A 13,672-nucleotide genomic window follows, 5' to 3' on the forward strand; every position below is an offset into this window, starting at 1 on the left:
GGTAGACCTCTAAATTGAAGTCACCAACTTGGCGACTTATTTAATGCTATTTTAGAAGAGTACTCACTTCAGTCGCTCGGTCTAAAGCCTCTTCTATAGAAGCTAGTTTACCTTTAACCTGATATGGAAATACAACTTCTTCTGACGCTATTTTACTCTCAATATCACCAATTGCAGACTTTAATGAATTAGTTGAAGCCCTCATTTCAGCTAGAGATTGAGCTTGACTAAGTTTATTAACAAAAGCACTCAGCTCAGCAAGTAATAAATGACTGATGTCTGACGTGCATCCCAATAAACTGCCTTCATCAGCAACTCGGTTGCTAATTTTGTGTCTTAAAGTAATTCGAGCCGTCTCTTTAGCAATTTTTGCCTCTATTTCAGGGCTTTGTTCTGTTGCGATTAAATTGTCCATCTTAATTCCTTAAAGTTCCGCTGCGGTATTGTTGATAAACTCAATGTCACCTGCACCCAAAACAGTACCATTGCCAACACGAATAGAGTCAGCAGATAAGGTCAGGTAATATTGGTTTGTAAATGATAGTCTCAGATATACATGCTGATCAGAACCAACATAAACGATTGGTTCATGTGTGCCCATCGTTTTAGATTGATGTAATCTATTCCCATTTTTGTAACAATACCCAGTAAAGACGGCATCTACGATAGCATTCTCACCATAGGCGTACCCTTTTATGTGTATATGGAACATATGGTTATGCGTGTCAATTTTGTATGGCAATTTCACATGCATGTTTGTTACTCCACTTGTTGAAGTAAAATAATTAGCAATCGCAAACCCACGAGTACCTCTTATGCCTTCACCAATTACATGGTTATCTGATAAAGCATTATCAACCCGTTGAAGCATACTCGCTGTACTGGCATCAATTTCAGCGACTTTATTATCCACTGTTGATGTAAGTTGCTCTGACTTTTGAACCAGTGTCGCGATGTTATTTTCTAACGACATATATATTCTCCTTTATAAAATAAAAAACCCGCATAACGCGGGCCTCTAAAAATTTTTAAATTTGCTATAAGATTTCAAGTGTATTGATTTAAGTACTTCTAAAGTCATCTGACGCTAACCGTTGCTCAGAAATGCTTTTGTTATTCTGCATCTTTTGGGCTAAGGTGGCTTGCTCGTATTGTTGCTTGTACATTTTATAAGCCGCCAGTCCTCTTTTCGCATCGTTATATATAGAGTTATTTGAAGTCTTGCTTTTGTTCATTTATGGAATCTCACAAGTTAACTATGTTTTTTACGTGGCGCGCCATATTGGCAATATGATAGGCTGCATTTGCAGCGAGAAACTCTCTATTTTTTGCATTTGAAAGTTGTTTTTCAAAACTAAGTTCTTTCTCAAGTTGAGCTTTCGTTTCTTCTGCTTGTTTTTTTAATGCAATTTGTTCAAATTTATTTTCTAAATAACGGTTCATATTTCCGATTTGCGCTGCTCCCATCTTTGCAAGCTCAGGCGCTATCAGAATATTAAAATCAACCCCTTTATCAATTACCGTGATTGAGTCTGAAGGCACACCAGTTAGCACTAAATCAAATGCTAAAAGAAGATCTATATCATTAGATTTATAGGCTATTGGCTGTTCAGAAGAATAAACAGCAAATAAGACATGATTTATAACACCATTTACTTCTTCTTCAGCATAGAAACCAATTTCATTAACCCAAAACCCCCCATTTAGAGTTTCTGAGTCATCACGAACTGTTAAATGTAGTTGCTTGTTGTCCGCAAAATATTCAGAATGGTCAATATCAAGACGATATTTTTCATCGACTAAAGAGGTGGTATTTTCAGTAACTTCGTGTATGCCTGAGCCCAATCCTACTTTGGTGATCTTTGCTTTTATACTATTTTGTTGCGCCCGAAAAACAGCATTAAGTCCAGCCGTTGTAATAACTGGATGAATCATAGTGCTCACTTTGCACTCCTTGTGTTGTTTAAAATTTTTCTAATTTATTTCTCCATATAAACGCATTACACTTAATCTTGAGCGTTTAGCTTGGACTAAATTAATTTTCAATTGTGTTGAATTTAAAGAAAGCTTTCTTGTTTTAGCTGTCTGAGTATATTGTCTAAAAATATTAGGAATGACTTTTCGACAGACAAACTTATGCATCATCTCATTTTTGAAAGTGACTGATTTTTTTCCCGATGAAATTGCGTATGCTCTAAATGCAGTCATTCTGTATTTAGATAACCCATTAAAAATCCACAGTTCATTTGAAGCATAACGAGTTTTAGCATGCGGCAAAACTTGAGCATAACTTCTCTTGCTGACCGATTGCTTGGATATTGCACCAGCCAACATTGCTGAAGACATTTTAACGCCAACTAAAAAATCAAAATGTGCTTTTTGCGGTTTTGTTTGATTTGTAACTCTGTAAATTGCGTCATACAAAGTTTGATCTAAAACAATCGACTTACTTGTATATGGTGTTTCATTCGCCCATGCAATAAATATAAATGTATTAGGCTCTCGGCTATGATAAGGAGCAAGATAGACATCATCTACATCTTCAAACCATTCAAAGAAATCTATCTGTAAACCCAAAGCTGACAGCGCTTTTTTTACAGCGCCTACCGTTCCCTTATGTTTATGTACTTTCACCGAATTAGCTATCATTGCTCGTTTGGTTTCTTCAGTCCAAGATTCATCCCAGTCATCGACTGACAGGGACCAAGCAAGCCACGGCAGTAATGTCACAGGGCACCTCAATGGATCCCACTGATGAGCAATATTCTGCTCAATAACCTCCGAAGAGCTGAACTGCTCAACTGAATTAATCACCGTATTTTCAATTGACTGTGAGATTTTGACAATCTCATGTTTTTTTTTGTCTATTGTTCTCATATTGCAACTCACAAGAACGTGATATCGATTGATAATTTAATTGCGGTTTTATCATCCGGTATCAAATCCTCCGAAGGAGATAGTAATTTTACTTTTCTGACACCTGACTGATGGAGAGCATCAACTACGGCAGAATATGGAATTTCTTTACCAAGCTTGTAATGCTCGGCAATAAAAACATCTAATGCCTTGTATATTTCAAGTTTTACTGATTCTTCGGAAGCATGTTTGCTTAAATGGATGGCGGCTTTAATTGTTTGAGTTTCAACATTAGCCAAGTGTACGAAAACTTGATCTGTAATTGGCCGGATATCTTCACTATTTAACCAAGACTTAACTTTGTCTTTTATCTCTGCAGACATATTAATTTGTGAAGCTAAAATATATACATCAACAACTCCTGGTGCTGATGACTCTACAAAAACATCTTTTACTCTTTTATCTGCTTTGAAAGAATGATACTCGTATGCTCCACTAGTTCCTGCCATGCTATAACTTTCTAGCGACAATGGAATTCTTTTTCTAAACCTCTCTTCATCTTCGTCTAATTCTTTGTAAACCCCAAAAAGTGCACCTAAATTTTCTAAATCATTCCCGCTCGAATGAGCTAAAAGAACAGATTTAGCAGCATCATTGATACGCTGTCTAATAAGAAGTTCACGATAAGCGGCTAGTTCTAATATTTTCACTGCAGGGTCTGATTCAAGTAACGCATAGTCTGGTATCTGTTTGTTAATAGATGACAACAGACTTTCTAATATCGTATCGAAGTCTAGAGGTTCTATTACATTAGGGGGAGCTAGCTGAGATAATTCTATTGCACTTGTCATAGTTAACCTCCTTGATTTATAAAATGATTACAAAGAAAAATAAGTATAAGTTGACGTAAAGATTTCAATTTTTGTTGTTTACTTGTGCTTTGCACTCAAAAGAGCATCCAACTTCTTATCTATTGAATCTAATCGCTTTTCTATTCGTTTTTGATCTTCGTTTCTAATCTGTTTTAGATGAGTTAACTCTTGATAATTTGACGTAATTCGTTTGTCCAAATCATTCAAATACAAAATCCCAGATACAACCAAAGCAATGGTTGTGAGTATATGAGCAAGATTTAACTCCTTTTTCATTTGCCAATTCTCTGGCTGCCTCACTTAGCGACTCCTTTTATTTTTTCGATTGTTCTTAGTCCAGCTAAACCTAGCATGCCTAATGTTAGTTCTAACATCACATTCAAAGGCAATATAGGTGTTCCTTGCTCAGGTATTAGCCATTGCAAGATTGGGTTAATAACAAACGCAAACAGAAAGCCTAAGCCACACACCCACATCAGAAATGGTCTGGCACCTGCGACAAATACACTTCGATGATTAACTTGTATAGAATTTACTTCGATTTGTAATTCACGTTGTTTGGCCTGTAAGCGTGCTTTTAAAGCTTCTAACTCTAAAAGCTCATCGTCGCTGGTATAAAGTTCATCGATCATATTACTGATCGCCTTTACTGGCTCGCCTGAACTAGCGAACAATTGGCTCAACCAATTCACTCTTGCCAATCTCCCGTTAACATCTGCTGTGCAAGCTCATTAGCACGATTAGGTACTTGACTTGCCCAACGACTATTTAACATCTCGAGCGCTGCATTCTCAAAATCACCTTTTTCAACATGGGCAATCATTTTCTTAAACTTCATCAGACCTTGTATGCCTAGGTTGAAACCCATATTTGTTAATACAGCTACCCTTGCTTCATTACAGCAGTCAGTATCAATTCGTCTTTTCACTCCAATTAAAGCATTTTCAATGTCTACCGATAATAAATGCTCTGCTTCATCTTCATCTAAACCAACATCATCTAGATTTCGACCGTACCCAACTGTTAATTTTCCTGCAGAGCAGTAATACGGATAGCGACGAAACCCTTCATGCCGCTTAATTTGCTCAACTGTATTCATAATCGACATACATTTTCCTTTTAAGCTTCTGTAAGTTCTAACAATAGTGCGTTTTCAGCTTTAAACAGCCAAAACTCTGCTGAACGCTTCGTCTCAAAGCCTAATTGCTTTGCTGAAATCGCTAAACTGCCTTCTACTAAGTATTGCGCTCTAATTGCTCTAATACATTCGGGCCTTAACTTTGAAATTAGGGTATCAATTTGTTCTATTTCATGTGGCACATGCATCATATCGCTAGTAGAGAAATTACTTTTTACTGCCCCAATTTGTTCGGTAATCGCCTGACGACTAAAACCTTTACCCAACTCTCTTTGACGCCAAAACTTACCCCAACGTCTCAATATAGCTCGGATTTTCTTAATGGTTACTGGCGTCACAATCATTGATTTTTCCTATTACTTCTAAGATATCCAATAAATACACATCTTCAACAAGTCCAACTACATCGTTCCACCTTGGACTGTATTCTCTATTTTCCCAACGCCTTAATGTCCTTTCTTCAATACCATAATTTGCAGCAGATTCCGCCTGTGTATAACCACGTAATCGTCTTGCAAACCTGAGAATTTCAGAGCCTAAAGGCGCTTTTTTTTGTTTGTATAATCTTGCTTTAGAATTAGCTACCTGCATCATCCCTTTCCTTAGTTGCATGAATGGGTTGTTTTCTGTGCAGCGATAGGTGCTAGTTAGTCTTACGTTCGACAAATAAATCCTTTATAAGTGTTTTGACTTACTACTTTCTTCCAATCAAATACCTACACAATAAAGACAACATCATTTAGCTTGACATGGACTCGGCAAACATTAACAAATAAATTTATGTAACAAGGTAAGTTCGTAACTTTGCTGAGCTTAGGGATATAATACTGATTTTTAGGACATCAAACAGGTCAAAAATGACCTTATATCAATAAGTAACCTTTTTTAATAATACAAATTACTTAAAGTATTTATTTAGGGACAGACTATAAGATGTGTTTTCCATTTGTATCTTTTTTATAAACACTTTTATGAAACTAGAATCTAATATTTAGAATAATTCATCTTGAATTTCAGCAAAATATCACATCAGGCCTAAATTATTTAAACCAAGCTAAAAAGTATAAATATAAGTACTCAAAATGCTTCAACTCATATATTTGCATCATAGTGTTAATTCTTGATAATGCGCCAAATAGTTAGAGTAAATACGAGCATAAAATGGGAATCGGTGAAATTGCGGCAATCAGTGCAGCCATAGTCTGGGCGTCATCGACAATTATATATAAGCGTTTTAGTCATCATCTGTCGCCACTACAATTAAACGTCAGTAAAGGCATAATTGCTTGTGCACTGATGTTATTAATCTTGCTAATTATGCCTTCCAGCCCTTTCCCTCAATTAGCCAGCTCTTGGGCTTGGCTTATTGTCAGCGGCATTTTGGGTATTGCTATTGGCGATAGCGCCTATTTTGCAGCCCTCAGAAATATTGGCCCTGCACGAACTCTGGTCATTGAATCTCTCGCGCCAGCCATTGCAGGTGTACTAAATATTGTATTGCTTGGCGTGTGGCTCAACAGCCTCGCTTGGTTAGGCATTTTCATCACCACAATGGGTGTACTAATAGCAATTAAACCTAAACACCCGTTACCTAGTGTTGAACAGAGCATTTACATCAAAGGGGTTGCGTTCGCACTCATCGCAGCAACTTGCCAAGCTGCAGGCATGGTGATGTCAAAAGGAGTGATGAACGCAGAGCAAATAGGAAGCTTATGGGCCGCCTTTATTCGCTTATTTTCAGGCACGCTAGCGGTCGCTTGTGTCGTTGCCGTATTAAAAGACCAACATTTAAAGCAAGCCATCACTTTACAGGGAATTAGCCAAAAGCATTGGCTTTTTGCCGCTGTATTCTTTGGCACCTTTATCGGCTTATGGCTACAGCTTATTTCAGTCAAACATACCGATCCGGCCATCGCACAAACTATCTTCGCAACCGCCCCACTGATGGTGATGACCATTGGTGCCCTGCGCAAAGAACCCATAACAAAAAATATGATATTGGGTGGGTTAATTGCTTTTTCTGGTGTGGCACTATTAGTTTTGAGCTAATTTAATGATTTAAAAAAGAGATAACCTGCTGTTTGATTGACGAAATCGCTAGGTAAACTCTACAATATGCTAGTTAATTTTGAACATGAAAGGTTTCATCTATGGCATTGCCAGATAAGTTTATTTATTCAATGCACCGCGTTAGCAAAGTGGTGCCACCTAAACGTACGATTTTAAAAGATATTTCATTATCTTTCTTCCCTGGTGCGAAAATTGGTGTACTAGGTCTAAACGGCGCAGGTAAATCGACTCTTTTACGTATTATGGCGGGTGTTGATAAAGAGTTTGAAGGTGAGGCTAATGCACTTGCAGGAACTAAAATCGGCTATCTTCCTCAGGAACCGCAATTAGACGAAAACAAAACGGTTCGTGAAACCGTTGAAGAAGCAGTAAGTGAAGTTAAAAACGCCCTTGCGCGTCTTGATGAAGTTTATGCGGAATATGCAATGGATGGGGCTGACTTTGACGCACTTGCAAAAGAGCAAGGTCAACTAGAAGCGATTATCCAAGCACATGATGGCCACAACCTAGACAACGCTTTAGAGCGCGCCGCTGATGCACTTCGCCTACCTGAGTGGGATGCAAAGATTGAACACCTATCTGGTGGTGAGCGTCGTCGTGTTGCTATCTGTCGTCTGCTTCTAGAAAAACCAGATATGCTATTACTAGACGAACCAACCAACCACTTAGACGCAGAGTCTGTTGCTTGGCTAGAGCGCTTCTTACACGACTACGAAGGCACTGTTGTAGCTATAACCCACGACCGTTATTTCTTAGATAACGTTGCGGGTTGGATATTAGAGCTTGACCGTGGCCATGGTATTCCTTGGGAAGGCAACTACTCTTCTTGGCTTGAGCAAAAAGATGCGCGTCTAAAACAAGAAGAAAAAGCTGAAAAAGCACGTCAAAAGTCGATTGCTCAAGAGCTTGAATGGGTGCGTTCAAACCCGAAGGGTCGCCAAGCTAAATCTAAAGCGCGTATGGCGCAGTTCTCTGAACTACAGCAAAGTGATTACCAAAAACGTAACGAAACAAATGAGCTATTCATTCCACCTGGTCCTCGCCTAGGTGATAAAGTAATTGAAGTAAATGGCCTAACTAAAGGTTATGGTGACCGTGTACTTATCGACAACCTAAGCTTCAGTGTACCAAAAGGTGCAATCGTTGGTATTATCGGTGCTAACGGTGCAGGTAAATCAACGTTATTCAAAATGATCTCAGGCCAAGAGCAAGCAGATGCTGGTACTGTTGATGTTGGTGAAACTGTAGAACTCGCTGCGGTTGATCAGTTCCGTGACAACATGGACGACAGCAACACTGTTTTCCAAGAAATCTCTAACGGTCAAGACGTACTTAAAATTGGTAACTTTGAGATCCCAAGCCGTGCCTATGTTGGCCGCTTTAACTTCAAAGGCAACGACCAGCAAAAGTTCGTAAAAGAGCTTTCTGGTGGTGAGCGCAACCGTCTTCACCTAGCTAAGCTGTTAAAAGCTGGCGGTAATGTTTTACTACTGGATGAGCCAACCAACGACCTAGACGTTGAAACACTACGTGCCCTTGAGAACGCGATTTTAGAGTTTCCGGGTTGTGTAATGTGTATCTCGCACGACCGTTGGTTCTTAGACCGTATCGCTACGCATATTCTAGATTACCGTGACGAAGGCCAAGTAAACTTCTTCGACGGTAACTACACTGAATACGAAGCATGGCTTAAAAAGACGTACGGCGCGCAAGCTGCTGAGCCTAAGCGTATTAAATACAAGAAAATTGGCTAATTGTTAGTTATTTTTTAAGCTATTGATTTAAAAAGCCCTGCATATGCAGGGCTTTTTTTACACTGGAGTCTAAGTGTATTACTATCTAGGCTTGAAATAGACAGAATTATCAGAGGATCACGATGGAAGAGCGTAGACGTTTTACACGTATCTTATTTTCAAATCCGGCAACTTTAATGACCGCCAGTGGTGATTATAACTGCCAAGTACTTGACCTCTCACTCAAAGGTGCGCTGATCACTTTACCTGTCGGCTATGTGCCATTACAAGGTGAAGCCGCAAATCTTAAGTTCCATTTACCTGACAGCGATGTGCTCATTTCAATGGAAATAGAAGTACGTCATGTCGAAACTGATTATTTAGGTTTACACTGCAATCAAATTGATCTTGAAAGTGTTACCCATTTAAAACGTTTAATTGAACTCAATGTTGGCGATGACACTGTATTAAACCGTGAGATTGAACAACTGGCTTACATCAGAGCTTAAATAAACTATTCAAAGAATTATAAGAAGAGATAAAAATGATTTTAGAATCTTTACAAGGATTTTTACCCTTTATTAGTTACTTTGTGATTGGTTACATCATCACGCTGTGCTTTTTATTTGTCTATACCTACATCACGCCGCATTGTGAATGGCGATTAATGAAAGAAAATAACCCTGCTGCGGCTGTCGCTTTCTGCGGCACACTCATTGGTTTCATCTTGCCAATTGCCAGTGCAGCGGTAAATGCAGTGTCGTTAATCGACTTTGCTGTTTGGGGTATTATTGCAGGTGTAATGCAATTAGTGACTTTCTTTACTGTTCGTTTATATATGCCGAAGCTGTCTGAAAAAATTGAAGCGCAACACTTAAGTGCGGGCTTATTTTTAGGTGCGGCCTCTTTGGCTACTGGAGTTTTAAACGCTGCCTGTATGACTTATTAGGAGGCGTTATGAAACGTAGCAAACACATAAAATTAACCCTACTGATGGGTGCGACAGGCTCACTGGCTGGCTGCGGTGACAGTGATGAATCTGCACTTCTATTTCAAGACACTCTTGAATGTAACTCATTTGGTATCGACATTGAAACTTGTCAGGCTGAATACCAACAAGCCTTAGAGCAACATTTAGACGAAGCGCCACGCTACGCAACTGAACAACTGTGTGAAAGTGATTTTGGCTTTGATAGATGTGAATCCAACAGTGGGATTTGGCAACCGCTGATGGCGGGGTTCATGATAGGTTTAGTCGCCGAAGCAGTTGATGAAGGACTTGATGCACTAAAGAAAAAGCGCAAACATAAACGCGCAATGCTAGGCGGAAAATACTACTCTGGTGCAAAACCTTTATACCGCAGTAAAGACGACTTCTTTAGCTATCGTAATTCAAATAACGATTATATTGCTAGTGCTAACAGCAGCGGTTCAACCCTCGTAAAATCAAGCAAAGTGAACTATAAAGCCAAACGCAAACCAGTTACTCGCAAGCGTGGAGGCTTTGGTCGCAGTGCTTCTCGTAGCAGTTGGGGCGGTTAAGCATATTGCTTAACCTATACTGTTTGGCAACTCACTATGCTTAGAATTTTAGCTTCACCTCGCCCTCATTGGCAACAACTCGCCAAAGAAAGTGGCTTTAACTTTCATACCATGCATGGTCAAACATATTGGGATGAGAGTGCTTACTACCAATTTTCTTTAAAACAGATAGAGCAAGACATAGAGGACCCCTCTGTAGAACTCAATCAGATGTTGTTAGAACTTGTAAATAAAGTTTGTGATGATGACGCTCTGATGAGACTGTTTTCGATCCCTGAAGCACAATGGGATTTAATTCGACGCTCATGGTTTCGGCGTGACCCACATTTATATGGCCGATTTGACTTCAGTTATAACGGTCAAGGCCCTGCAAAATTACTAGAAGCAAACTTTGATACACCGACCTCGCTCTTTGAAGCTGGATATTTTCAATGGCGCTGGCTTGAAGATATGGTTAATAGCGGAAAAATAGCGCGTCAAGCTGATCAGTTTAATGCCTTACAAGAAGCGCTCATTAAACATTTTAGGCAATTGCACCGCTTTCACCGCTCACAAAGACTCTTTTTTGCGTGCTGCAAAGAAAGTGATGAAGATTTTGGCACTGTTGAATATATGCGAAGTTGCGCCATGGAGGCCGGGCTCAAAACCGCATTTTGTTATGTCGAAGATCTCGGACTAAATGAGGCAGAACAACTCACTGATCTTCACGAAAACCCCATAAAATGGTTATTTAAACTTTATCCTTGGGAGTTTATGTTTACAGACGAGTTTGCTCCTGCACTTTCTAATTTGAAGATGCAGTGGTTGGAGCCGGCATGGAAATCTATTATTTCTAATAAAGCCATTCTGCCCTTACTTTGGCAAATGTACGAAGGGCACCCTAACCTGCTTCCTGCTTACTTTGCAGAAGACAAACATAAACTCGATTTAAGCCAAGGTGTAGTCAAAAAACCTTTATTTTCACGTGAAGGGGCAAATATCGAGATCACCAAAGCAGGGAAACTACTCGCCAGCTCTTCGGGTGGGTATGGTGAAGAGGGCTTCGTATATCAAGCTTTTCATGCGCTTCCCAACTTTGATGGTCATTATCCACTTATTGGCAGTTGGATGGTTAACGACGAAGCTGTCGCTATGAGTATTCGTGAAGATAGCTCTTTGATCACACAAGATCTCAGCCGCTTTGTACCACATATCATTTTAGGCTAATTATTACGCAATATTTTTGCACATAGTACACGCATTTAAGTATTTGCCATTTAAGCAAATACTTAAATGCGCTAAACTTAACGCAAATCATTTCGTAGGGATGAATACTATGTCGCACAGCCGTGCTTTTCCTTTGAATCAACATCTCATCGCAGTATCAGGCCAAGATCAACTCAGTTACTTACATGGCCAGTTGACTCAAGATTTAAATTTAATCAACGAACAACAATTTTTATGGGCTGGACACTGCTCTCCAAAAGGCAAGCTTTGGGGTGCATTCAAGTTATTTAAACACCAAACTCAATTTTATTTATTAGGTAGTCCAGCTGAATGTGAAGCGTCAGCGCGTGAGTTAAAAAAATATGGCGTATTTGCTAATGTTGATATCAATTTAATCGATAACGCTGCCTTATTTGGTATTTTAACTTCTGATCTTAATGCAACCTGTGAAGTTTTAGGTGTCTCATTCTTAGACGAACAGAACTGTTGTGAGTTTGAGCAAGGTATCGCCTTAAAGTTAGATAACGAACGTTTAGTCGTTTTACTCAATGATGAAGCTGAATTACCCCAAGAGATTAAGCTGGAAAGCGATGCTGTAGTATTTGAAGAAGCAGCCATCTTAGCTGGTGAACCATCTTTGAATAGTGATTATATTGAAGAGTTTGTTCCGCAAATGATTAACTTGCAGGCGCTTGATGGAATTAGCTTTAAAAAAGGCTGTTATACGGGCCAGGAAACCGTTGCCCGCATGCGTTATTTAGGTAAAAACAAACGGGCTATGTATATTGTTCAAGGTAACGCTGAGCAAGCAACGCAAGAGAGTGATTTAGAAATTCAGCTTGAAGATAATTGGCGTAGAGCTGGTAAAGTCGTTAGCCAAGTGTTTAACCGTGAGACAAATAAATATAGCGCACTAGCTGTGTTACCTAACGACACTCAATTAGATGCTACACTAAGACTAAAGCATTCTCCTGAGCAGTTGGTTTCAATCCAACCTCTCCCTTATTCTCTTGAAGATCAATAATTGGATCCTATTATGAAAATCACAAAAGACGCCGTTGTCAAAATGCACTTCTCAGTAATGGATGATGAGCAAAATACCATAGATAATACCTATGACGGTGAACCACTAGAAATCATCGCAGGCCACGGTTACTTAGTACCAGGTCTTGAAGCTGCTATTACCGACAAACAAGCTGGCGATACATTCTCAATCACCGTTGAACCAGAGCAAGGCTATGGTGAGCGTCACGATAACTTAACTCAAGTTGTCGAAAAGTCTATGTTTGAAGGTATGGATATCGATGTAGGCATGCAATTTAGAGCAACCACGGATGAAGGTGAACACACTGTGATTATCATAGGAATTGAAGGTGATGAAGTGATCATTGACGGAAATCACCCGCTTTCAGGTTTAACACTCACCTTTGATGTTGAAATTATTGATGTACGCCAGGCAACTGCTGTTGAAGTACAACATGGCCATGTTCATGGCGCAGGTGGTTGTGGACACGACCATTAATCCACAACTTGTTATACCAATCTGCGATAACACTTACTCATTTTGACGGATTAAACCTGATGAAAGCTGCGTTAAACATTTCTCATTTGCGGTGCTACCAACAAGGTTTTCTTACCTCAAAATAGACCTCTTAGTTAAACCGATTGGTATAAATAAAAATAGCGCCTATGAATGGCGCTATTTTTTTAAACTCGAAGCAATCAATGAAAATCAAATGGGTCTTTACGCTTCTTAACCGGTGCTCCACTTTCTTCATCCAAATCATCATCACTAGGTGTCGGTGTGATTTCAGGCTGCTTTCTCAATGCTTCGGGAAAACTACTCAGTAATGTATCTTTATCATTTGTGCCAATACGATATTTCATGCCGTCTTTTAGCGCTATTTCAATGGCACTAAACCCAGCAGCTGAATATACCCAACCATCGTTACTAATTCGCATACCAACACCATGGCGCAGAGAATTACGAACAGCGCTAACTGAATCAATTTCTTCAAAATTAAGTGTTTTTTTGCCAACCCCTGGTCCAAACCACCAGCTTACCGTTTTTTTCTTCTGATCAACTTCAACAGTTAGCCCATAAAATGCGATGGCAACCAACACTAATAAGCCTGCAAAGCCGACAACACCTATATTAAAACCAAGGAGCTGTGCTGCAACTACTAAGAAGCTGCTGATCCATAATAAAATTGCCCAAATTACCCAAGCAAACTGCGTATTCTTATACATAAACT

Annotated in this window: 20 protein-coding genes; 8 read left to right on the forward strand and 12 right to left on the reverse strand. The window is 39.4% G+C overall.

The features are described 5' to 3' along the window. Window positions 1–46 precede the first annotated feature (46 nt). The 11 genes from CWB72_RS10545 to CWB72_RS10590 all read right to left on the reverse strand — a co-directional run bounded on the left by CWB72_RS10545 (window position 47) and on the right by CWB72_RS10590 (window position 5,460). Window positions 47–415, reverse strand: coding sequence for a hypothetical protein (locus tag CWB72_RS10545; RefSeq protein WP_138631221.1), 369 nt, complete (start codon window positions 413–415; stop codon window positions 47–49). A 9-nt stretch (window positions 416–424) separates the two neighbouring features. Continuing rightward, window positions 425–973: a hypothetical protein gene (locus CWB72_RS10550; RefSeq protein WP_138631223.1), complete on the reverse strand. Its 549-nt coding sequence runs from the start codon at window positions 971–973 to the stop codon at window positions 425–427. Between the two features lie 88 nt (window positions 974–1,061). Further along, window positions 1,062–1,235 carry a hypothetical protein gene (locus tag CWB72_RS20560; RefSeq protein ID WP_171037270.1) on the reverse strand — a complete coding sequence of 58 codons (174 nt, stop codon included), beginning with the start codon at window positions 1,233–1,235 and terminating at the stop codon, window positions 1,062–1,064. A gap of 10 nt (window positions 1,236–1,245) precedes the next feature. Then, entirely contained in the window at window positions 1,246–1,935 is a 690-nt protein-coding gene (locus CWB72_RS10555) for a phage tail-collar fiber domain-containing protein (RefSeq protein WP_138631452.1), read from the reverse strand. A 39-nt stretch (window positions 1,936–1,974) separates the two neighbouring features. Continuing rightward, on the reverse strand, window positions 1,975–2,877 hold the full coding sequence (locus CWB72_RS10560; RefSeq protein ID WP_138631225.1) for a phage tail protein I: 903 nt from the start codon (window positions 2,875–2,877) through the stop codon (window positions 1,975–1,977). An 8-nt stretch (window positions 2,878–2,885) separates the two neighbouring features. Continuing rightward, window positions 2,886–3,707 (reverse strand): baseplate assembly protein, encoded by an 822-nt coding sequence (locus tag CWB72_RS10565; protein WP_138566049.1) that lies wholly within the window; start codon window positions 3,705–3,707, stop codon window positions 2,886–2,888. 78 nt (window positions 3,708–3,785) lie between these two features. Continuing rightward, window positions 3,786–4,028 carry a hypothetical protein gene (locus tag CWB72_RS10570; protein WP_138566050.1) on the reverse strand — a complete coding sequence of 81 codons (243 nt, stop codon included), beginning with the start codon at window positions 4,026–4,028 and terminating at the stop codon, window positions 3,786–3,788. Continuing rightward, on the reverse strand, window positions 4,025–4,420 hold the full coding sequence (locus CWB72_RS10575) for a 3TM-type holin (RefSeq protein ID WP_289508445.1): 396 nt from the start codon (window positions 4,418–4,420) through the stop codon (window positions 4,025–4,027). The genes CWB72_RS10570 and CWB72_RS10575 overlap by 4 nt, the downstream gene beginning before the upstream one ends. After that, window positions 4,417–4,836, reverse strand: a complete 420-nt coding sequence (locus tag CWB72_RS10580) for a glycoside hydrolase family protein (protein ID WP_138631229.1) — start codon at window positions 4,834–4,836, stop codon at window positions 4,417–4,419. The genes CWB72_RS10575 and CWB72_RS10580 overlap by 4 nt, the downstream gene beginning before the upstream one ends. 11 nt (window positions 4,837–4,847) lie before the next feature. Continuing rightward, window positions 4,848–5,210: a hypothetical protein gene (locus tag CWB72_RS10585; protein ID WP_138566053.1), complete on the reverse strand. Its 363-nt coding sequence runs from the start codon at window positions 5,208–5,210 to the stop codon at window positions 4,848–4,850. Then, window positions 5,185–5,460: a helix-turn-helix domain-containing protein gene (locus tag CWB72_RS10590; RefSeq protein WP_138631231.1), complete on the reverse strand. Its 276-nt coding sequence runs from the start codon at window positions 5,458–5,460 to the stop codon at window positions 5,185–5,187. Before CWB72_RS10590 ends, CWB72_RS10585 begins: the two co-directional genes overlap by 26 nt. 567 nt (window positions 5,461–6,027) lie before the next feature. Between CWB72_RS10590 and CWB72_RS10595 the strand changes: the two genes are divergently transcribed. From CWB72_RS10595 to CWB72_RS10630, 8 genes are all read left to right on the forward strand, one after another. Then, entirely contained in the window at window positions 6,028–6,915 is an 888-nt protein-coding gene (locus CWB72_RS10595; protein ID WP_138631233.1) for a DMT family transporter, read from the forward strand. 101 nt (window positions 6,916–7,016) lie between these two features. Next, entirely contained in the window at window positions 7,017–8,690 is a 1,674-nt protein-coding gene (ettA, locus tag CWB72_RS10600; RefSeq protein ID WP_058030209.1) for an energy-dependent translational throttle protein EttA, read from the forward strand. Between the two features lie 122 nt (window positions 8,691–8,812). Next, window positions 8,813–9,178, forward strand: coding sequence for a PilZ domain-containing protein (locus CWB72_RS10605; protein ID WP_130255424.1), 366 nt, complete (start codon window positions 8,813–8,815; stop codon window positions 9,176–9,178). 35 nt (window positions 9,179–9,213) lie between these two features. Continuing rightward, window positions 9,214–9,618: a DUF350 domain-containing protein gene (locus CWB72_RS10610; RefSeq protein ID WP_138631235.1), complete on the forward strand. Its 405-nt coding sequence runs from the start codon at window positions 9,214–9,216 to the stop codon at window positions 9,616–9,618. An 8-nt stretch (window positions 9,619–9,626) separates the two neighbouring features. Continuing rightward, entirely contained in the window at window positions 9,627–10,211 is a 585-nt protein-coding gene (locus tag CWB72_RS10615) for a DUF1190 domain-containing protein (protein WP_138566058.1), read from the forward strand. Between the two features lie 36 nt (window positions 10,212–10,247). Further along, a complete protein-coding gene (locus tag CWB72_RS10620) occupies window positions 10,248–11,417 on the forward strand; it encodes a glutathionylspermidine synthase family protein (RefSeq protein WP_138631237.1) in 1,170 nt (389 codons plus the stop codon). A 109-nt stretch (window positions 11,418–11,526) separates the two neighbouring features. Next, window positions 11,527–12,441 carry a CAF17-like 4Fe-4S cluster assembly/insertion protein YgfZ gene (gene ygfZ, locus CWB72_RS10625; protein ID WP_138631239.1) on the forward strand — a complete coding sequence of 305 codons (915 nt, stop codon included), beginning with the start codon at window positions 11,527–11,529 and terminating at the stop codon, window positions 12,439–12,441. A gap of 12 nt (window positions 12,442–12,453) precedes the next feature. Beyond that, window positions 12,454–12,939 carry an FKBP-type peptidyl-prolyl cis-trans isomerase gene (locus CWB72_RS10630; protein WP_138631241.1) on the forward strand — a complete coding sequence of 162 codons (486 nt, stop codon included), beginning with the start codon at window positions 12,454–12,456 and terminating at the stop codon, window positions 12,937–12,939. Between the two features lie 200 nt (window positions 12,940–13,139). On the opposite strand, the gene CWB72_RS10635 is transcribed toward CWB72_RS10630, so the two are convergent. Further along, window positions 13,140–13,667: a hypothetical protein gene (locus CWB72_RS10635; RefSeq protein WP_252371527.1), complete on the reverse strand. Its 528-nt coding sequence runs from the start codon at window positions 13,665–13,667 to the stop codon at window positions 13,140–13,142. Window positions 13,668–13,672: the final 5 nt, after the last annotated feature.

Origin of the sequence: Pseudoalteromonas phenolica, assembly GCF_005886345.1 — a bacterium.
GTDB lineage: Bacteria > Pseudomonadota > Gammaproteobacteria > Enterobacterales > Alteromonadaceae > Pseudoalteromonas > Pseudoalteromonas phenolica_A.

Excerpts from the sequence above, each read along its gene's own strand:
- CWB72_RS10585 (WP_138566053.1), bottom strand. The coding sequence starts at position 5,210 with ATGATTGTGACGCCAGTAACCATTAAGAAAATCCGAGCTATATTGAGA.
- ettA (WP_058030209.1), top strand. The coding sequence starts at position 7,017 with ATGGCATTGCCAGATAAGTTTATTTATTCAATGCACCGCGTTAGCAAA.
- CWB72_RS10555 (WP_138631452.1), bottom strand. The coding sequence starts at position 1,935 with ATGATTCATCCAGTTATTACAACGGCTGGACTTAATGCTGTTTTTCGG.
- CWB72_RS10605 (WP_130255424.1), top strand. The coding sequence starts at position 8,813 with ATGGAAGAGCGTAGACGTTTTACACGTATCTTATTTTCAAATCCGGCA.
- CWB72_RS10560 (WP_138631225.1), bottom strand. The coding sequence starts at position 2,877 with ATGAGAACAATAGACAAAAAAAAACATGAGATTGTCAAAATCTCACAG.
- CWB72_RS10550 (WP_138631223.1), bottom strand. The coding sequence starts at position 973 with ATGTCGTTAGAAAATAACATCGCGACACTGGTTCAAAAGTCAGAGCAA.
- CWB72_RS10595 (WP_138631233.1), top strand. The coding sequence starts at position 6,028 with ATGGGAATCGGTGAAATTGCGGCAATCAGTGCAGCCATAGTCTGGGCG.
- CWB72_RS10590 (WP_138631231.1), bottom strand. The coding sequence starts at position 5,460 with ATGATGCAGGTAGCTAATTCTAAAGCAAGATTATACAAACAAAAAAAA.
- CWB72_RS20560 (WP_171037270.1), bottom strand. The coding sequence starts at position 1,235 with ATGAACAAAAGCAAGACTTCAAATAACTCTATATATAACGATGCGAAA.
- CWB72_RS10615 (WP_138566058.1), top strand. The coding sequence starts at position 9,627 with ATGAAACGTAGCAAACACATAAAATTAACCCTACTGATGGGTGCGACA.
- CWB72_RS10565 (WP_138566049.1), bottom strand. The coding sequence starts at position 3,707 with ATGACAAGTGCAATAGAATTATCTCAGCTAGCTCCCCCTAATGTAATA.
- CWB72_RS10580 (WP_138631229.1), bottom strand. The coding sequence starts at position 4,836 with ATGTCGATTATGAATACAGTTGAGCAAATTAAGCGGCATGAAGGGTTT.
- CWB72_RS10620 (WP_138631237.1), top strand. The coding sequence starts at position 10,248 with ATGCTTAGAATTTTAGCTTCACCTCGCCCTCATTGGCAACAACTCGCC.
- CWB72_RS10630 (WP_138631241.1), top strand. The coding sequence starts at position 12,454 with ATGAAAATCACAAAAGACGCCGTTGTCAAAATGCACTTCTCAGTAATG.
- CWB72_RS10545 (WP_138631221.1), bottom strand. The coding sequence starts at position 415 with ATGGACAATTTAATCGCAACAGAACAAAGCCCTGAAATAGAGGCAAAA.
- CWB72_RS10610 (WP_138631235.1), top strand. The coding sequence starts at position 9,214 with ATGATTTTAGAATCTTTACAAGGATTTTTACCCTTTATTAGTTACTTT.
- CWB72_RS10635 (WP_252371527.1), bottom strand. The coding sequence starts at position 13,667 with ATGTATAAGAATACGCAGTTTGCTTGGGTAATTTGGGCAATTTTATTA.
- ygfZ (WP_138631239.1), top strand. The coding sequence starts at position 11,527 with ATGTCGCACAGCCGTGCTTTTCCTTTGAATCAACATCTCATCGCAGTA.